This window comes from Rothia sp. (in: high G+C Gram-positive bacteria) (assembly GCF_015265375.1).
GTDB lineage: Bacteria > Actinomycetota > Actinomycetes > Actinomycetales > Micrococcaceae > Rothia.
This window is the reverse complement of the sequence record NZ_JABZXW010000024.1, coordinates 1-19,651: the sequence shown is the minus strand read 5'-3', so window position 1 is coordinate 19,651 and position 19,651 is coordinate 1. Positions and strand designations below refer to the sequence as shown.

Genomic DNA, 19,651 nt, shown 5'->3' with positions numbered 1-19,651 from the left:
ACTCGACCGTCTACCGGGTCGTATAGTACCGGCATTCAGCTGTGTCTCGTTCCTTGAGCAACTAAGCTATAGCTTCAAGACGTCAGCATCAGGACCTCAGCGCTGAGATAGTACCCAGTTCTCGGCGCTGAGATGTCAGCGTTGAGCCCTGCCCGTCGGTGCGGGCGCACGCGTTCCCTCGTGGAGGCGCCGAGCTGGGTTACCGCTGGTAATGAACCCGTTGCCCGTGCCGTGGAGGGGCGTGTGCGTTCCGCAACGCTTTTTAGGCTATCAGCTTTAGCAGGCAATTACTAGGGTTAGAGTAACTATTAACTAAGGTTGGACTACCTTTTGGGTTTTGAGGGCTTTACACGGGTGCTCTAGCCCGGGAATCTAGGGAGCGGCAATCTAGGGGTCAGCAACCTAGACCGGCAAATCCACCCACTGAGTATCCCCCCAGGTCACGCTCGCCGCACCGGAACTCAAGCTCACCACCTGCTCCTCGGCACGCGCCAGCTCCTCCGGGCGGTCAAACACGCCCAGGGAAATCGTGGCACCCTCCGCACCGTACTCGGTACCCAACACATTCAGACCGGCGGCACGGATCTCGTTCTCCAGGCGGCCAGCATCCGCATGCGAACTGGGCACCTGACCCACACGCAGACGCTCACGCGAATCGAATAGCGCACCATCCAGGGTCTGCACCACCGAATCAGTGTAGGCGCGCACCAAACCGCCCGCGCCAAGCTTAATGCCACCGAAATAGCGCACGACCACCGCAACCACATCCGACAGGTCGGTGGTGCCGTCCTCGCGGGTCTGACGCGCCAGCAGCGCCTGCATCATCGGCACACCGGCGGTACCGGCGGGCTCACCATCATCGGAGGAACGCTGAATATCGCGGTCAGCACCAATAATGAACGCCGAACACACGTGGCGGGCATCGTGGTAGGTCTTGCGCACCGACTCAATGTAGGCGCGCGCCTCCTCAACGGTACTCACGCGCTTGATGTGACCGATAAATTCGCTACGCTTAATTTCGAGGAGGCTCTCATAGGGCTCATCGCCGCGCGGCACAAGGTATCGGTTGGCGCGAGTTTCTTCCTGCATGTGTCCTCCTCTAATCAGTACCTATCTATTGTGGCACAGCCCGTCAGGAGCACCGTCCATGTCCCAGCCTTCTTCCCCCGCCTCCACTGCCCTGCGCCGTTACGCCCTCACCGGCGGTATCGGCAGCGGCAAGAGCACCATCGCCTCCCTCTTCGTTGAGCAGGGCGCGTTCCTGGTGGATGCGGACGCTATCTCCCGCTCCCTCATGGAGCCCGGCGAGGCGGTGCTCGCCCGCACGGTCGCGGAGTTCGGTGAGCATCTGCTCGATGAGGACGGCCGCCTCAACCGCCCCGCCCTGGCTCGTATCGTGTTCAATGATGAGCAGGCGCGCCTGCGTCTGAACGCAATTGTGCATCCCGCTATTCGTGAGCGTGCCGCACAGCTGGTGGAGCAGGCGCAGTCCGAACCCGGTTTTAGCGGCGTGGTGCTGGAGGATATTCCTCTGCTCGTGGAGACCGGCGACCCGTCCGCTTTTGAGGGCGTGGTCGTGGTGCGCACTCCCCTGGCGACTCGCCTGCAGCGCCTCGTATCTTCACGCGGCATGAGTGAGGAGGATGCGCGCGCCCGCATCGCCGCGCAGGCAACCGACGAGCAGCGTGAGGCGGTCGCAACCTGGATTATCGATAATGGCGGCTCGCTGGAGGAAACCGCCGAGCAGGTGCGCGCCGTCTGGGAGCAGATGACCGCCGCCTAAAATCCTCCCCAGCAACACGGGGCGCAGCAATACAGAGCACAGCAACACCGGGCACGTACCCCGGCTCCCAACGTCCCCCAACCCCGACTCACCCGGCCCCCAATAACGCAAAGAACCCCCTCACCTCCCAAACGGGAGGTGAGGGGGTTCCTCTGCTCTAGGCACCCCACGCGGGGGTTACCTATCGGCTATTACGCCTGATGAGTGCTCATCTGAGCGGCAGATTAGTTGCCGGTCAGCTTCTTGCGGAGCTCAGCCAGTGCCTCATCCGATGCGAGGGTACCTGCGGAAGCGGGCTCCTCGGAGGAGTAAGAGGTCGGTGCGGGCTCAGCTGCTGCGGGAGCTGCTGCTGCAGCCTCTGCGTCAGCCTCGAGAGCCTTAGCAACCTGAACCTTGTGAGCCTCGAAGCGAGCCTGTGCCTCTGCGTACTGTGCTTCCCAAGCCTCGCGCTGTGCGTCGAAGCCTTCCAGCCACTCGTTAGCCTCGGGGTCGAAGCCCTCGGGGTACTTGTAGTTGCCAGCCTCGTCGTACTCTGCAGCCATACCGTACAGAGCGGGGTCAAACTCGGTAGCGTTGGGGTCAACGCCCTCGTTTGCCTGCTTGAGGGACAGGGAGATGCGGCGGCGGTCCATGTCGATGTCGATGATCTTAACGAAGACCTCTTCACCAACGGAGACGACCTGCTCAGCCAGATCAACGTGGCGGGTTGCCAGCTCGGAGATGTGGACGAGGCCCTCGATGCCGTCCTCAACGCGCACGAATGCACCGAAGGGAACGAGCTTGGTGACCTTGCCGGGAACAATCTGACCCAGAGCGTGGGTGCGAGCAAATGCCTGCCACGGATCTTCCTGGGTTGCCTTGAGGGACAGGGACACGCGCTCGCGGTCCAGGTCCACCTCGAGAACCTCGACGGTAACGGGCTGGCCAACCTCGACAACCTCGGACGGGTGGTCGATGTGCTTCCAGGACAGCTCGGAAACGTGAACCAGACCGTCCACGCCACCCAGGTCCACGAATGCACCGAAGTTGACGATGGAGGAGACAACGCCCTCGCGGACCTGACCCTTCTCCAGCTCGTTGAGGAAGGAGGAGCGAACAGCGGACTGAGTCTCTTCCAGGTATGCACGGCGGGACAGAACAACGTTGTTGCGGTTCTTGTCCAGCTCGATGATCTTAGCTTCGATCTGCTGACCGATGTAAGGTGCGAGGTCGCGGACGCGGCGCATCTCAACGAGGGATGCGGGCAGGAAGCCACGCAGACCGATGTCGAGGATAAGGCCACCCTTGACAACCTCGATAACGGTACCGGTAACGACGCCGTCGTTTTCCTTGACCTTCTCGATGTCGCCCCATGCACGCTCGTACTGTGCGCGCTTCTTGGAGAGGATCAGGCGACCTTCCTTGTCCTCCTTGGTGAGGACGAGTGCCTCAACCTCGGAGCCGAGCTCGACAACCTCAGAGGGGTCGATGTCGTGCTTGATGGACAGCTCGCGGGAGGGGATGACGCCTTCGGTCTTGTAACCGATGTCGAGCAGAACCTCATCGTGGTCGATCTTAACGACCTGGCCGGAGACGAGATCGCCGTCGTTGAAGACCTTGATGGTCTTCTCGACTGCCTCGAGGAATGCCTGCTCGTCGCCGATGTCGTTGATTGCGACCTGAGGGATGTTGGTGCTCATGTAGTGAGGGCTCCAATTGGATTTCTAATAGGTCGACGCTGCCGGTTCGCCGTTCAACACCCCCGAGTGGAGGCGCCGACCGGCTCACTTTTTCACCCCGGCGCGCACGGCATAGGGCCGCTAACGCCTTTGAACGGGGTGAGGAAACGTCGAGCTGACGGATACTTACAATGTGTACCACCCACCGGAAGCAGATGCTCTCAGCAGGGTGTGCGAGCGGTCTGTGCCCGCCTTCTCAGGGAGAAAAAGAGCATAGAAAACCCGTACGTTGGTACACGCGATTAATAGTGTACGGGAATCCCGGGCGTGTCGTCAATGGTTACGCGCCCGGAATTCCCGTACTTATTTGCAGTTTTGTTTGCTTGTGAAGTTGAGGGACGATGTTCGTCCTCGTTCCTCTCCCCACCCAAGGATGCGACCGGTGCGCACCTTCCTACGCTCCTACAGGGGAACCCACCCTCTCGGGCGCTCCGCTCTCTCCTTGCTTCGCTGCGGAGAGCACCCGAGAGGGTACCCTGATGTCGCTTCCGGAAGGTGCACCGGCACGCTCCGGTAGCGGGGCCAAGAGCGGCTCGCTGAGCAGCTACCCGGAAAACGCGGCCGCACCCGCTCAGTACCCCAGCGCGGAAAGGCGGTATCGTCCGTAGTGACATCAGGGTGCCCGAAGCGAAGCGAGGGCGGGTTCCCTGTAGGAACGAGGACGAATACCGCTTTTCGCGCGCAACCAAACGGAGTCGAGTGGCGAGACGAACCTAGTGGCCCGCCTCCTGCCAGGACTTACCCCAGCCGACCTGCACATCCAGAGGAACACGCAGGCTGGCGGCACCGCTCATCTCCTCGACGAGTACGCGCTCGGCGGCTTCACGCTCACCGGTGGCAACTTCGAGGATGATTTCGTCGTGCACCTGCAGCAGCATGCGGGTCTTCAGGCCCTCTTCGCGCAGGCGGCGGTGAATGTTGATCATGGCGATCTTGATGATGTCCGCGGCGGTGCCCTGAATGGGGGCGTTGAGGGCGGCGCGTTCGGCGGCTTCACGGCGTACACGGTTGGGCGAGTCCAGGTCGGGCAGCACGCGGCGGCGGCCGAAAATGGTTTCGGTGTAGCCGTCCTGGTGTGCCTGCTTGAGCACGCCGCGCAGGAAGCGTCCCACGCGTCCGAAGCGCTTGAAGTAGTTGGTGCGCAGCTCGCCGGCTTCGTCGGAGCTGATGTTCAGCTGCTTGGCGAGGCCGAAGCGTGAGAGGCCGTATGCCAGGCCGTAGGACATTGCCTTGACCTTGGAGCGCTGCTCGGGGGTGACGTCCTCGGGGGCTACGCCGAAGACTTCGGAGCCGACGTAACGGTGCAGGTCCTCCCCCGCTTCGTAGGCGGCGATGAGCTTCTCGTCGGCGGCGAGGTGCACCATGATGCGCATTTCGATCTGCGAGTAGTCGGCGGTGAGCAGGCCCTCGTATTCCACACCGTCGATGGGTGCGGGCGCGACGATGAAGGCGCCACGGATGCGGCGGCCTTCTTCGGTGCGGATCGGGATGTTCTGCAGGTTCGGCGCGGTTGAGGAGAGTCGACCGGTGGAGGCGGCACCCTGCTGGAAGGTGGTGTGCACGCGGCCGTCGTCGGCGGCCGCTTTCTGCAGGCCTTCGACGGTCTGTACGAGTTTGATGTTGTCGCGGTAGGCGGCGAGCGCACCGAGGAATGCGGCGCCGTCGGACTCCGGGGAGATTTTGGTGAGCAGTTCGGTGACGGATTCGGCGTCGGTGGAGTAGCCGGACTTGATTTTGCGGGTGTGCGGCAGGCCGAGCTTGTCGAAGAGCACGGTCTGCAGCTGTTTGACGGAGGCGAGGTTGAGGGGTTCTTCGCCGTCGTCGGTTTCGACGGTGTCGCCGATGATGGTGCGTGCGGCGTCCTGCGCCTGGTTGGCGCGTGCGGAGAAGGTGTCGTGCAGTTCGGCAAGGAGCGCGTCGGACACGGCGATGCCTGCCTGCTCCATGTCTGCGAGGACGTAGAGTAGCGGCAGTTCGATTTCTTCGTAGACCTTCAGCTGGCCGTGCTCTTCCATTTCAAAGTGGAGCAGGCGCGCGAGCTCGTGGATGATGCGGCTAATCTGCGTGAAGTAGCGCAGGTTTTCGACGGGTTCGGCTTCGCCGGGCATGCTGAAGAGGGAGGGTTCTGCCTCTTCTTCTTCGGGCTGGAAGACGAGCTGCGCGTAGGGGTCCTTGGGGATCCAGAGGTAGCGTTCGGCGAGGTCTTCCATGCGTTCGGAGAAGAGCTTGCGGGTTGCGGTGGGGATGAAGCCGCACATGTAGGAGGACAGCGCGGGGTCTTCGACGGCGCCGGCGAGTTCGTAGCCGTAGGCGCGCAGAAGCTTGCGCTGAACCTTCAGGTCCATGACGATTTTGCGGGCGGCGTCGTCGGAGAGCCACGCGGCGAGGGCGGCGTCGAGTTCCGGGTCGATGCTGCGGGTGTCAATCCACAGGCTGGTGCTCTTGCTGGTCAGGAGCACGCCGAGCAGTTCGGGGTTTTCTTCGGCGGCGCGGATCTTGGTTTTGGTGACCTTGACGGCGGGTGCGTCGCCGATGGCGGGGCGCGCTACGGGCAGGTTGGTGACCGGGTAGAGGGTCACGGCGCCTTCGAGGCGTTCGGGTACAGCGATGGGCGCGCCCTGTTCGTCGGTGCCGTAGTTTTCTTCGGCTGCGGCGGCGCAGAAGGCGCGGAATGCTGCTGCGTCTGCGTTTTTGGTGGGTGCGCTGGTGGCGATGGGTGCGTAGACGGGGCCGGTGGGGGCCTTCTTGGGGGCGCCCTCCTCCCCCGCTTCTGCGGCGGAACTAGTAGCGCCTGCGGATCCGGCGGCGCGCACGATGGGGCCGAGGGTGTCGGCGGCACGCTTGCGGATGGTGCGGAACTCCACCTCGTCGAAGAAGCTGTTGAGTGCATCCAGGTCGGGGGTGAAGGCGGTGTCTTCGAGGGTGACGTCCAGGTCGAGGTCGTTGACGAGCTGGTTGAGGCGTCGGTTACGCACCACGTTGTCGATGTTTTCGCGCAGCGCCTCGCCCTTCTTGCCGCCAATCTTGTCGCGGTTGTCGAGCACGCCCTGCAGGGAGCCGTATTCGCCGAGCCACTTGGCGGCGAAGCCGGGGCCCACGCCGGGCACGCCGGGCAGGTTGTCCGCCTGCTCGCCGGTGAGAGCGGCAAGGTCGGGGTACATGTGCGGGGGCACCTTGGTCTTCCTTTCGACGGCGGCGGGGTCCATGCGCTGAATACCCTTGGAGGGGCCGGTGGTGACCGGGTAGAGCAGGGTGACGTCGTCGGTGACGAGCTGGAAGATGTCGCGGTCGCCGGAGAGGATGAGGACTTTGTAGCCGGCTTCGGTGCCGCGGCGGGTGAGGGTTGCGACGATGTCGTCGGCTTCGTAGTTTTCGTAGGTGAGCGCGGGGATGTTGAGCGCGCCGAGCATCTTTTTAATAAGGTCGATTTGGCCGTTGAAGGCTTCGGGGATGGCGTTGCGGCCGCCCTTGTATTCGCCGTATTCGGCGGTGCGGAAGGTGCCGCCGGGCAGGTCGAAGGCTACGGCGATGTGGCTGGGCTGGTTGTCTTTGATGATGCTCAGCAGGGTGGAGAGGAAGGCGTGGACGGCTTCGGTGTGCTGGCCGTCGCTGCGCACGAAGATGTGCTGCCCGGTCTTCTCCGCCATGGTGTAGATGCCGAAGAAGGAGCGCAGGGCGAGGGAGTGTCCGTCAATGAGCAGGAGGGTTTTGTTCTCTGTAGTCACCCCTCTAGTGTATCGAGTCTGGGTTTTCTCGGTGGTTGGCTTCGTGATGGGCGCTGGTCGGTCTGCTGGGGTGTTCCCGCGCCGTGCCATATAGCGGAATAACGGGGTGTGTGGAAAGAGTTTTACCTCATATGTAGGTACCGGTGGGGTGCGTTTGGTGAGTTTTCACCCAAAAAATTGTGCCCCAAGCCACTATGTAAGGTGGATAATAATACAGTTTCCAGATAATATATAACCTTATTATCGCCTCCAGCGTAGGAAACCCCCACACCCCGTGCATTCATAGGCAGAGCTCTACCCAGAATTCACCGGCAGGATTCACCGGACCGTGAGGGCACCTCCCGCGCTCAACACACAACGAACCCTCATTTAGGAACCCATGAAGGTACTCAAAAAACTCCCCCTCCTCGCGTGGATTATCATCGCGATTGCATCGGGTGTGCTCATCGGCATGCTGACCCCCGGAATGATTAGCGGCATCAATGACGCAACCGGCGCGGCCATCCCCACCGACCTCATTGTGCAGATCTTTGTCTCCTTCTCTACCGTGTTCAGCGCCTTCCTGAGCTTCGCGATTCCGCTGATTATTATCGGCTTCATCGTGCCCGGCATTGGTTCCCTCGCGCAGGGTGCGGGTAAGATGCTCGGCATCACCGTGGGTCTGGCGTACATCTCCAGCATCCTTGCTGGTTTCCTGGCACTGACCTGCGCTCTGCTGCTCTACCCCATCATTCTGCAGGGCCAGCAGCTCGCTTCCTTCGACAACCCCGAGAATGCACTCTCCAAGGGTTACATCTCCTTCGAGCTGACCCCGATTATGGGCGTGCTCAGCGCACTGATTCTCTCCTTCATCCTGGGCCTGGGCATTACCGCTCTGAAGACCCGTGCGATGCTGAACCTCTTCGAGGACTTCCAGGTCATCGTTGAGAAGATGCTCGGTTACGTGATTATTCCCCTGCTGCCCGTGCACATCGTGGGCGTGTTTGCGAACATGACCCTCGCCGGCCAGGTGGCAAAGATTCTCTCGGTCTTCGGTCTGGTGTTCGTCATGGTGATCATTCTGCACTGGGTCACCCTGGCTCTGCAGTACTCGGTGGCTGGTGCGGTATCTCGCCGCAACCCCGTCCAGATGCTCAAGACCATGCTCCCGGCATACTTCACCGCAATCGGTACCCAGTCTTCGGCTGCAACCATTCCGGTGACCGTGCGTTCGGCAAAGAAGGCTGGCATCTCGCCCCGCGTGGTGGACTTCGCGATTCCGCTGTGTGCGACCATTCACCTCTCCGGCTCCATGATTACCATTACCTCCTGCTCGGTGGCAGTGCTGTTCATGACCGGTCAGCACCCCGACTTCGGTAGCCTGATTCCCATGATTCTGGTGCTCGGCGTGATGATGGTTGCCGCTCCCGGCGTTCCCGGCGGTGGCGTGATGACCGCGATTGGTCTGCTGCAGTCCATGCTCGGCTTCGATGCCTCCATGATTGCCCTGATGATTGCCCTGTACCTGGCTCAGGACTCCTTCGGCACCGCAACCAACGTGACCGGTGACGCGACCATCGCGGCCCTGACCGAGCGTATTTCTAAGGCAATCGGAGCGAACCCCGATAAGGAAATCCGCGACGAGGACATCGAAAAGGCAGAAGCTATCTCCGCCTAATCCTCTCCGCTTCCATAGCGTTTTTCAGCCCCGTCTCCCCATTCAGGAGGCGGGGCTGATGCGTACCCGGAGCCTCCCCCGCAGGTCAAAGCATCAAAAACCGAGGAGTACACTGGAAGTCATGACTGAAAACAACACACAGCACGCACCCGTCCGCGCGGCAGCACCCACCACCCTTACCGCAGAAGAAATCAAGGCCCAGCTGACCGAGAGCGGCATCCCCAAACACCTGCACTCTTATTTCCCCCGCGGCCTGGGCGAGCTCATCCCCGCCATGGGCATTAAGTTCCAGGAACTCACCGCAGAACGCACCGTCGCGACCATGCCCGTCGCCGGTAATACCCAGCCCATCGGCCTGCTGCACGGCGGCGCTAACGTGGTCCTTGCCGAGACCCTCGGCTCGCTCTCCGCAGGCGTGCACGGCGGCGAAGACCTCGTAGCAGTCGGCGTGGACATCAACGCAACCCACGTGCGCCCGGCAGTCTCCGGTGTCGTCACCGCAACCTGCACCGCCGTCAAGCTCGGACGCACCCTGTGCATCCACTCCATCGACATTGTGGATGAGCGCGGCCGCACCACCTGCACCGCACGCATCACCAACATGCTGATTCCCCGCCCCACCGCCTAAGCCAACACCGTCTAAGCTAAGGTAGAGGGAACGACCCCCAACGAAAGGACAACCATGGCCCGCGAGCGCACCCCCTATTTCAAGCGTTACCCGAAAATTGTGCGCGCTAAGCGCATTGTCCTGCCCATCGCAATCGGTGTGATGCTGGTGTGCCTGGTGACCGCAATTAATAATCCCGGTAGCTTCTGGTGGCTGGGCGTGATGCTCGGTACCGGCGGCATGCTCTGGGCTGGTTCTCCGACGGACCGCCCCATTAGCGGCCCAAACAATGATGACGACGATTTGAACCGCTACCTGCGCTAGCTCTGCCTGCCTTAGGGTTCCAACCAGCGCTAGGTTCCCGCCAACGCTAGGCACCCGGTTCGCCGCGCGCACCCGCAAACGGTCAGAAACGAACGGTTAAACACGAACGCCCCGTCCCTCAGCTTCATCGTGAGGGGTGGGGCGTTTGTGTGTCATGAATAAAGGCGCTGGCTCATCACTGCACCAGCTGTGTGTGCTCAGCGGCGAATCCTAGTCTTCACCGTAGCGTGCATTCGTACCTGCACTGTCACGTACTGTGCACGTCTTGTGCTTAGGAGAGCTGCTTGATGATGGTGTCAGAAACTTCGCGCATGGACAGGCGGCGATCCATGGAGGTCTTCTGAATCCAGCGGAATGCTTCCGGCTCAGTCAGGTTCATCTTGGTGATGAGCAGAGACTTTGCGCGGTCAACGAGCTTGCGGGTCTCGAACTGGTCGCGGATGGTGCCAACTTCCTTCTCGAGGGCACGAATCTGCTCGTAGCGGCTAATTGCCACCTCAATGGCGGGGACCAGGTCGTTCGGGGAGAAAGGCTTGACGACGTACGCCATAGCGCCTGCCTCAACGGCACGGTCAACGAGTTCCTTCTGGCTGAATGCAGTCAGCAGAACGACGGGAGCAATCTGCTCCTTCGCGATTTCCTCAGCTGCGGTGATGCCGTCCATGATCGGCATCTTCACGTCCATGAGGACGAGGTCGGGGCGGTGCTTCTGTGCCAGCTCGACAGCGGTCTTGCCGTTATCGGTTTCTGCAACAACATCGAAACCCTGGTCCTTCAGAATTTCAACGATGTCGAGGCGAATCAATGCCTCGTCTTCTGCCACGACGACGGTGCGGGCGGGACCCTGCTCCTCTGCCTGATCCTGAGTGGTCAGCTCTGACATTACTCTTCTCCTTTATCAAATTTCAGTCACTTTAAAGTTTACAGGAGGGAATAAATGTTCATCTACTTTCGCGCCTTGTCCCCCGCGTGTTATATGCGTCCTATGTGCAGGTGGGAGGGGTTTTCTGATGTCATTTTGAGTGCCACCCCTCAGATTTTGCACATTAATGCATGTTTTTGTTCTATACTGCTCATAACCGTGAAGAAAACCGTGAAGAAAAAGTCGCACAACATAGACATGCGCGGCGAAATTCACACCTAAAACGTAGACCCGAAAATGACTCTGACATGCACTAACACACCCTCGGGTTAGACACAAACGTAATAAACAAAATATTTATACCGAAACTCCATGACCTGCCAAAGAAGGCCGATACACTGGAATGGATTATTCTCCTCGACTTCTCCGGCACTCGCATTTGACCGACCATACTCGATACCCGGAGGGGATTCATGTCAATCACCCGTCAAGCACGCACCCTGTACTCAGACTTCGTCGAGTACAAGGAACTCGATCGCGCCCCGCTGACTTCCATTCACCCCGGAATTCTCGTCGCCTTCGATTCCACCGCGCTTGCAAGCCTCTACAACTACCCAACCCACGTTAGCGACGAAATCCTCCGCGCCTACTCCCAGCTCCGCGGACACGCCTTCCTCCCCCACCAGGCACTCAAAGAATTCTGGGCAGCACTCGACGGCGCTTCCCCCGTACCCGCCGCCGCAGAACGCGTCCGCTCAGCGCTCGCATCCTTCAAAGAAACCCTGCCCGAAGAACGCAACTCCCCCTGGAGCGCGCTGCGTTCAGTCACGCACCAGCTGGACCACTCCATCGCGCAGATCATGCGGATCCTTGAACCCACCACCGACACCGGATCCATCAACATGGCACGCCGCGAAGACGACACGATCCTGCCGCGACTGAACCGCATCTTCACCGGACACGTGGGTGCCGCGCCCAGCCCCGAACGCCACGAACAGCAGTGCCGCGAAGCACTTGAGCAGGGCCACCCGTTGCTCGCTAACGCCAGCTTTGACGCCGACTTCGCGCTCTGGAACCAGTGCCTTGCCGAAGCCACCACCCGAGTGAAAGGCACCGACTGCGTCTTCGTCACCGGCGGTGTGCGCGACACCTGGCTGCGCAACGGCCCGCAGGTCCGCGCCGCATCGGGTAAAGAGCCCGTGCGTCAGCTGGCAAACCGTCAGCTGTTGCGTGAATACACTAAGGCAACCGGAGGCGGCGTGTTCCGCATCTACACCGTCGAGGAGATTCTGCGACTCGCCTCCAACCAGTACGGCGTGACCGTCAGCGACGCAACCTACAGTGCGATTCGCGCGGAACAGCCCGTCGCTGTGTAAATTCGCCGTATAAAGTCACCGCTGAGAATAATCCCACCACACTAACCACCATAAACAGCGAGAAGCCACATGTGTTTCGAGAAGCCACTAAAAACGTGGCTTTTCGAAACACATGTGGCTTTTCAGCGTCTGGCTAGTTCTCGCGGCTGGCGCGGTACAGCTCCGCGGCACACTGCTCCGAAGACTCATCATCACCGAGCATCAGGTAGCACAGGTACAGGGTGAATGCGGCGCGGCGGTCGTCGGCGAGCGCGCTGGTTCCCTCACCGGGCTGGGTGCTGAAAGCGATAACGTCGTGTGCCTGGGGCAGGGCGGCAATCAGGTGCGCGGCGGTTTCGTAGCCGTCCTGGTTGCCGGGCAGGGTGAAGTGGTGCGGCTCCGGGTTCTCGTCAGCATCAGCGGCTGCTCGTGCGGCCTGGAAATTAGCCTTGAGGACGTCCTCAACGCGGCGAATCTGCTCAGCGTCAGGCTGGGTACGGTCATCTGCGGCGAACGCAACGTGGATGCCGTTCAGGGTCTCGTAGGGGTGCTCGCCCGCGTAGTATCCGGCGGCGAGCGCATAGCCGGTGAGCAGCTGTGCCTCGTCGGCGGTGAAGGTGCCGCGCGCCTCATACAGGGCGGGTAGCAGAAGCTCGGTCAGGAGCGGGTGCAGGGACTCGGGGGCGTTCGCGATAGCCTCCTGCAGGGACTCTTCCGCTTCCGCGGTGGGCTCGGCGTTGAGCAGGGTCAGGAAAGCCTCATCGGTGCCATCCCAGTAGCGGGCAATCAGCACGAGGGTCGCAATGAGCGCGAGTAGTTCGCGGTAGTTGCCGGGACGGTCCTCACCGAAGGTGTCAGCAACAACGCGGGCGAGCATGCGCGCGGCAATGTTCTCGAGAACGAACTCGTCGTAGGGGTTATCGCCGGGCCAGTTAGCGGAATCGGGCAGGTAGGTCTCATCCAGGTACCGCAGGACGGGTTCGAGGGGTGCGGGTGCATCCGCCGCGAGGTCGGGGTAGCACTGCGCAACCCAGCTGTTCACGATCGCTTCATCAGCGATACCGGTAGCCTCAGCAAGCTGGGCGCGCGAAAGGCTGTACGGTGCAACGAGTGCGGCGAGGTCGTCGCAGACGCCGTTGGAACGGTAGGTGGGCTGGTAGTTGGGGTCGGGGAGGGTGGCTGCCATGGTGGCTCCTTCGCTGAGTTTCGGGGTGAATTGGGTTGTATGGTGTGCGATGCGCCCGGCCGTTTGAGGGTCCTGCGCGTCTTCTAATTTCAGAATATCCCAGAGCTCCGCATCGTGTGCTGCCCGTCGTCATTACCTGCCTATTAACCGCGAAAAGCCACATGTGTTTCGAAAAGCCACTTCTTTGGTGGCTTCTCGAAACACATGTGGCTTCTCGGCGTAAGAGAAAGGAGGAGGGTTAGAGGCTCAGCTGATCCAAGTGACCCGCCACCTCATCCACAACATCCGTAAACACCGCACCTGCGCGCTCAAACACCGCGCGGAAACGCAACAGCTTACCGCGAATCTGTACCTTCAGCTTCGCCTTGCCGGTGTTATCCGCCGCATCCAGAGCCGTAGCATCCACAACAGAGTCCTTCAGCTGGCGAGCCAACATCACAAGCTCTTCCTCCGTCAGGACCTGAGCCAGAATGTCGATTGCACACAGCTCGTCGTAGACTCGCACCTCGCGAGCAGACAGGCCCAGACGGCGGCCACGGTCGGCGTCGTTCTCAGCTTCGGTTGCCAGCGAGCGAACAGCAAGCAACAGCTCTTCAAGCTCCTTGCTGCTCTTGTTTTCAAAGGCGTTGTACCGCTTGAGCAGCTCTTCGAGGCGCTTCATGAAGTACACGACTCGTGCCTGCTGACCTTCCAGAGAGTTCTGAATCTGCATGGTTACAAGATCAGCGGCGTTCTGAGCTACCAGGGCGGCCGCATCCGTGCCGGACAGCTGCTCAATGGCCGCATCGGTCAGCTGACGCAGGTCGATAGCGCTCTCGCCGTTGGCATCCACCGTAATGATGTTGGTGCCACCAGTCTCCACAGCCTCATTGAACAGGCGTTCCATCTGCTGCTTGATTTCTTCAGCGCTGATGGTCTGCTCGAAGGCTCGGTTCTTCAGGCGGCGGTTCTTCACGCCCTTGTGCACTTCGCGCAGGAATTCAAGTCGCGCAATCATGGCCGGGGTCAGAACATTGGGAATTTCCTGCTGGTCCTTGATGGGAATGAGCTGGCGGTACAGGTCGATGATGTGGCCCAGGAGTTTAGTCACCTGCGGTGCGTCGCCGTGGGGTGCGCGTTCCGCGGCCTGTTCGTAGCCCAGAACCTTGCTCTGCACCAGGGTCAGCATACGGTCGTATTCCCGCGGATCGACGCCATTTCCGCGGCTTTCCGCCATCGCGTACCAGTCAACACCCAGGTATTCAGTGAGCTGCGCGTAGGAGTTCCTGAAGTCTTCCAGCAGCTTCTCGCCACGGGTTACGGGGTTAAAGTTGACCTCTTCTCCGCTGGTTGCGTACTGTTTCAAAGCCTTACGCAAGTTAGTGTGCAGCGGCAGGAAGCCAACAATCAGACCGGACTGCTTTTCCTTGTAGGTGCGATTGATGCGGGCGATGGTCTGCATGAGGTTGTGTTCCTTCTGCAGGCGGTCCATGTACATGGTGTGAAGCACGGGCGCGTCAAAGCCGGTGAGCAGACGGTCGGCCACAACGATGATTTCCAGCTGGTCTTCGGGGTCCTTGATGCGACGCTCAACCGCACGGGAATCAGCCTTGTTGCGGCGGAAGGGTGCAAGCTCCTCCGTGTCGCTCGTGGTGCCAGAAATCAGCACCTGCACGCGACCACCGTTGATGTCCTCGGGGCCTGCAGGGGCCCAGTCGGGACGCTTCTCGATGATCTTGTGGAAGAGTCGCACCGCGTGCTCACGGCCGGAAGTAACCACCATGGCCTTACCGATACCGCCGCTCATTTCTTCACGCATGAGTTCACGGCGTTCTTCCCAGTGCTCGACAATGTTCCTGGCAACCTCGTCCAGACGCTCGTCGGAGGTCAGCATCTTCATGACCGTGGTCTGTTCAAGCGTGGTCTTCGCAGCAATCTCCGCCTCAAGCAGGTCAGTAAGTTCGTCGAAGGACTTACCAATCACTTCAGCTCCCTCAGACTTGCTCATCTCAACGTGGCGCGACTGGTAGAGCAGCGGGACGGTTGCACCCTCTTCAATGGCGCGGTCGAAGCTGTAGGTGTGAATGTACTCTCCAAAGACAGCAGTGGTGTTACCGGTCTTGTTGTCGATGGGGGTGCCGGTGAACGCAATGTACTTGGCGTTGGGCAGGGCGGTGTTGAGGTTGTGTGCGTATCCTTCCAGAGAGTCGTAGTGGGAGCGGTGCGCCTCATCCACCATGACGATGATGTTCGAGCGGTCAGAGAGCTGCGGGAACTGCTCGTCGCGGTCTTCCATGCCGAACTTCTGCAGGGTCGTGAAGAAGATACCGCCGGACTGGATGTCATTCAGGCGGTTCTTCAGTTCGCGGCGCGAATCGAACTGGACGGGCTCCTCGGGGAGCATGTCTTTGGCGTTCATGAAGGTGGTGTAGAGCTGGCTGTCCAGGTCGGTGCGGTCGGTAACCACCACAATGGTGGGGTTGTGCAGAGCCTTCTCACGCATGGCAGCGCGGGCGAAGAACAGCATGGAGTAGGACTTGCCGGAGCCCTGGGTGTGCCAGACGACGCCTACCTGTCCCCTGCCGGTGTGGGTCTTTACGGCGCGGTCGAGCGCCTCACGTACGGCGTAGTACTGGTGTGCCTTGGCGAGGATCTTGACGTAGGACTTGCCGCCTTCTTCGGTGCCGGTGCCTACGAAGAGGGTGAAGTGACGCATCATGTCGAGCAGGATTTCGGGGGTTCCAAAGGCCTGGATGATGCGGTTGAGCGGGCTGCTGACCTGGCCGTGGTCGTCAATGTAGGTGTCGTTGGGGGTTTCTGCACCTTCGGCGTTGTAGTTCCACTGGGCGGTGTGCGAGAGCGGGGTGCCGATGGTGCCGTAGCGTGCGTGGTCGGCCTGGCCCATGATGGTGACGATGTTGTAGATGAAGGCCTGCGGGATTTCACGCTGGTAGGTGTTCATCTGGTTGTAGGCTTCGGTGAGCTTCTTGTCCTGGTCCTTGAGCTCGATGATGCCGACGGGCAGGCCGTTGCAGTAGAGCACCACGTCCAGGCGGTAGGAGCGTCCGCCGGAGACGACGGTGACCTGCTGCGCCGCCAGGTAGGTGTTCTGCGCGGGATCCGCGGAGATGACCTGCAGGTTGCGGGTGCGCAGGGTTCCGTCGGGCGCCTTCATTTCCACGGGGATGCCGGTGCTCATGTAGCCGAGAGCCTCCTTGTTCTCAGCCATGGTGTTGGTGCTGCGGCGTCGGGTCAGGGTGGTGTAGGCCTTCTGCACGTGGTCTTCGGTGGCGTCCGGGTTGAGGCGGTGCAGGGCGTCCTTGACCTCTTCGGGGATGATGAGGGACTCGCGGGATTCGCGGCCGTGACGGAAGGCCTTGTAGTTGGGCAGAATCGAGTCGGGCTTACGTGTGTCCTTTTCGCGCTGCTCGTAGGTGGTGTCTGCTTTAATACCGGATCCGTTGGTTAGCTCCCAGCCCTTGTCTGCGAGTTCGGAGAGGACGCTCAGTTCCCAGTTCTTTTCAGCCATGGTGGCTCCTTTCGTTGCGGATGCGTGAGTACCCCGCGTGTTGTGTGAATACTTTGCTGGCGTGCCGCTTGCTCATCTTCTGTGGTGAGCTCTGCGGCGTTGTGTATCTCTAGAATGCCTGATGACGAGGGGAAATGTCGTTATTGTGTTTTACCCCGGGGTAAGCGAACGCGCTGAGGCACCGGTTTGATTACCCCGGGGGGGGGGTGAACTGTCGAGAGGAGTATTCAGGCAACAACTAGCGGGGCTGCTCCTCGTCGAGTTCTCCTGGAGTGGATTCTTCTGAAGTGGCCATTTCAGCCGCCAGAGCTTTCAGGACTTGTCGGAGTCGCGCCCTTTCTTCTGCCTCAAGGCGTTTCCGCACAGTTGTATCTTCCCACGTGGAGCGAATATCTAGGCGGTTTGCCATGAGGTCCCGTTCGTAGCGTCCACGGACAGCACGCACCTGCTGCAGGGCCTCGGCCAGGGCGGCTTCCACCTCGTCGAAGGCGTTGAGTTCCTGGGTGAGGTAACGTGCGACGGGGTGAGTGACGTATGCATCCGCATTTTCGGGTGCGTCACCTTCAGCCTCGGAGTTTCCGGCTTCAGCACTGTCAGTCTCAGGCTTTTCACTGAACCATTCGAGGTCATTGTTGTTCCACGCCAGACCGTCAATATGGGGCAGCGGCTGCTTCTCCCAGCCCTTAATATCCGTGCTGGTCTTACGCTTTTCGGGTGCCAGGTGGGTACTGATCCGGAGGGCGGTTCCTTCGGCTAGGCCGTTGAGGAGCGCTCGCAGAAGGTGTGCGAGTAGCTGGGCGCGCTGAACGTATTCGCTGGTGACCTGCAGGTTGGAGCGGTCGGGGGTGTAGTGGCGGAATCGGAGTACGGTCATGCCCTGGCCTATGACCTCTCCCCCGTGTTCGCACAGGTAGACGGCGGGTCCGCCGTAGGCCTGGTCGTAGGCGGGGTAGATGACAACGTCGTTGGCCCGGGTGAGCTGGGTGCCTTCGGTCAGGTCGAGGGCACGCAGGTAGTGGCTCTCTGCAGGCAACACACCGTAGCGTGCATAGTAGCCGAGGGTGTGCGCGTCGAGAACACGGATGCGCTTCCTGTTGTTTTCGACATCGCCGTAGCGTGCACCGTCGACCTGGCGGCCGGTGATTTTGGTGAGTACTTTCTCGGTTTTGATGAGCTGGTTGATGGTGATGTCGTATTCTTCGCCGTGCGGGATGGACCGTTCGTCTTCGGGGGTGCGACGGTGCGGCACGCTTACGGGCAGGGCGGCGGGGAGAGTTTCGAGGAGGCCGGGTAGGTCTCGGGTGAGGCTGGTGAGTAGGCTGAGGCTTTCTTCGGGGGTGTTGTTGGAGACCGGGTTGATGTACAGCTCGTCGAAGGAGGCGTTTTTGAGCGCGTCGGAGGCTACGATGACGCCGCGGGTGATGTCTTCGGAGCCGATTTCGCCGCGTTCGAGGTAGCCGCGGGCGGTGTTTGCGACGAGTTCGGCGACTCGAGTCAGCACCGGCATGCTGGAGCGTTCGGCGAGGGTATAGAGCTTCTCGTCGTCGAGGGAGCCGAGGTAGACGGATCCCTGGGGTTTGGTTCCGGTCGCGAAGATGCTGAAGAGGCCCAGGCCGAGGCGGGTTTTGGTGTTGACTTTGAGGTGTTCGGGGCCGAGGTCGATGACGGCGCGTAGGCGCATGCCGTGGTTGCCGGGTTGCACGGTGATGGCGGTGAGGAAGTCGTCGACAATTTTGTCTTGGCGGGTTTCTTCGCCGCGGTGTGCGGCTTTGAGGTGGCGACCGAAGCCTGCGAGCACGTCCAGGGGTGCCAGCACGGCGAGGCGTTCGCCGGCGCGCAGGGGGTAGCTGATGGTGCCCTCGAGGCTGATTTCTTCACCGACGCTGTAGGCGAGGTTTTCGATGGTGCCCCATGCTTCATCTTGCTGTTCGGCGAGGTCTTCGGGGCTGCCGGCGGGGGTGTCGAGCGGCAGGATGATGAGGTGGTTGGCGGGTGCCTCGGGCAGGGTTGCATCGGGCAGGGTTGCATCGGGCTCAGGGTACTCGATACCCGGTACCTGCTGGCCGGTAGCGTGCGCCCAGCTTTCGGCGCGGTAGAGGTCGGCGGCCTGCTGTTCTGAGGATTCGTCGCCGGCGAGGAGCAGGTAGCAGAGGTAGAGGGTGAATGCGGCGCGGCGTTCGTCAGCGAGCGCGCCGGTTTCTTCGCCGGGGAGTGCGCTGAAGGCGATGGCGTCGTGTGCCTGGGGCAGGTAGGCGACGAGGTGTGCGGCGGTTTCGTGGCTGGCGTAGTTTCCGTGCAGGATGAGGTTGCGCTGTTCGGCGTGGTTGCCGGTGAGTCCGCTACCTGTGTGGGTGGCGTAGGAGCCGGCGTTGAGGAAGTCCGCGACGTAGCGGATGAGCTCGGCGTCAGGCAGGGCGTTGGTGCGGTCTGCGGCGGCGAGTGAGGTGTGGATGCTGTTGAGGGTTTCGTGGGGGTGGGCGCCTGCGTAGTATCCGGCGGCGAGCGCGTAGCTGGTGAGGAGCTGCGCTTCGTTGGTGGTGAAGGTGCCTCGGGCGGCGCGGAGTGCGGGTACGAGCAGTTCGGTGAGGATGGGGCGCAGGGCTTCGGATGCGGATTCGATGGACTGTTGCAGGTCCTCTTCGGTGTCTGCACCGGGCTCGGGGTTGAGCAGGGTGAGGAAGGTTTCTTCGGGGCCTTCCCAGTTGCGGGCGAGGAGTACGAGGGTTGCGATGAGCGCGAGGAGTTCGCGGTAGTTGCTGTTGTGCGGGTGATTGGTGCTGAAGGTGGTGGCTACGACGCGGGCGAGCATGCGCGCGGTGATGTTTTCGAGGATGTACTTGTCGTAGGGGTAGCTGCCGGGCCATTTTTTGGGGTCGGGAAGGTGCGTTTCGTGCAGGTACTGCAGGATGGGTGCGAGGGGTACGGG

Annotated in this window: 12 protein-coding genes; 5 read left to right on the top strand and 7 right to left on the bottom strand. The window is 61.1% G+C overall.

Annotated elements, in window-relative coordinates; translation table 11 throughout:
* Nucleotides 1-402: 402 nt before the first annotated feature.
* Nucleotides 403-1,089: a YigZ family protein gene (locus tag HXO69_RS04630; RefSeq protein ID WP_296545597.1), complete on the bottom strand. Its 687-nt coding sequence runs from the start codon at nt 1,087-1,089 to the stop codon at nt 403-405.
* Nucleotides 1,090-1,147: 58 nt separating this feature from the next.
* Here HXO69_RS04630 and coaE point away from each other — a divergent pair, with 58 nt between their 5' ends.
* Nucleotides 1,148-1,783 carry a dephospho-CoA kinase gene (gene coaE, locus HXO69_RS04625; RefSeq protein ID WP_049353143.1) on the top strand — a complete coding sequence of 212 codons (636 nt, stop codon included), beginning with the start codon at nt 1,148-1,150 and terminating at the stop codon, nt 1,781-1,783.
* A gap of 224 nt (nt 1,784-2,007) precedes the next feature.
* Here the strand turns inward: coaE and rpsA are convergent, their stop codons facing one another.
* A complete protein-coding gene (gene rpsA, locus HXO69_RS04620; RefSeq protein WP_005506223.1) occupies nt 2,008-3,462 on the bottom strand; it encodes a 30S ribosomal protein S1 in 1,455 nt (484 codons plus the stop codon).
* A gap of 752 nt (nt 3,463-4,214) precedes the next feature.
* Nucleotides 4,215-7,226 (bottom strand): DNA polymerase I, encoded by a 3,012-nt coding sequence (polA, locus tag HXO69_RS04615; RefSeq protein ID WP_296545596.1) that lies wholly within the window; start codon nt 7,224-7,226, stop codon nt 4,215-4,217.
* A 379-nt stretch (nt 7,227-7,605) separates the two neighbouring features.
* Between polA and HXO69_RS04610 the strand changes: the two genes are divergently transcribed.
* The 3 genes from HXO69_RS04610 to HXO69_RS04600 all read left to right on the top strand — a co-directional run bounded on the left by HXO69_RS04610 (nt 7,606) and on the right by HXO69_RS04600 (nt 9,814).
* A complete protein-coding gene (locus HXO69_RS04610) occupies nt 7,606-8,883 on the top strand; it encodes a dicarboxylate/amino acid:cation symporter (RefSeq protein WP_296545593.1) in 1,278 nt (425 codons plus the stop codon).
* Between the two features lie 121 nt (nt 8,884-9,004).
* Nucleotides 9,005-9,511: a PaaI family thioesterase gene (locus HXO69_RS04605; protein WP_296545591.1), complete on the top strand. Its 507-nt coding sequence runs from the start codon at nt 9,005-9,007 to the stop codon at nt 9,509-9,511.
* Nucleotides 9,512-9,565: 54 nt separating this feature from the next.
* Entirely contained in the window at nt 9,566-9,814 is a 249-nt protein-coding gene (locus tag HXO69_RS04600; protein WP_049341350.1) for a hypothetical protein, read from the top strand.
* A 271-nt stretch (nt 9,815-10,085) separates the two neighbouring features.
* Here the strand turns inward: HXO69_RS04600 and HXO69_RS04595 are convergent, their stop codons facing one another.
* Nucleotides 10,086-10,697: an ANTAR domain-containing response regulator gene (locus HXO69_RS04595; protein WP_049327112.1), complete on the bottom strand. Its 612-nt coding sequence runs from the start codon at nt 10,695-10,697 to the stop codon at nt 10,086-10,088.
* A gap of 452 nt (nt 10,698-11,149) precedes the next feature.
* On the opposite strand from HXO69_RS04595, the gene HXO69_RS04590 reads away from it, so the two are divergent.
* A complete protein-coding gene (locus HXO69_RS04590) occupies nt 11,150-12,052 on the top strand; it encodes a PIN-like domain-containing protein (RefSeq protein ID WP_296545589.1) in 903 nt (300 codons plus the stop codon).
* Nucleotides 12,053-12,185: 133 nt separating this feature from the next.
* Here the strand turns inward: HXO69_RS04590 and HXO69_RS04585 are convergent, their stop codons facing one another.
* From HXO69_RS04585 to HXO69_RS04575, 3 genes are all read right to left on the bottom strand, one after another.
* A complete protein-coding gene (locus tag HXO69_RS04585; protein ID WP_296545587.1) occupies nt 12,186-13,217 on the bottom strand; it encodes a glycosyltransferase in 1,032 nt (343 codons plus the stop codon).
* A gap of 238 nt (nt 13,218-13,455) precedes the next feature.
* A complete protein-coding gene (locus HXO69_RS04580) occupies nt 13,456-16,725 on the bottom strand; it encodes a type I restriction endonuclease subunit R (RefSeq protein WP_296545585.1) in 3,270 nt (1,089 codons plus the stop codon).
* A 238-nt stretch (nt 16,726-16,963) separates the two neighbouring features.
* The coding region (locus HXO69_RS04575) for a hypothetical protein (protein ID WP_296545583.1) at nt 16,964-19,651 on the bottom strand (2,688 nt) is incomplete at its 5' end.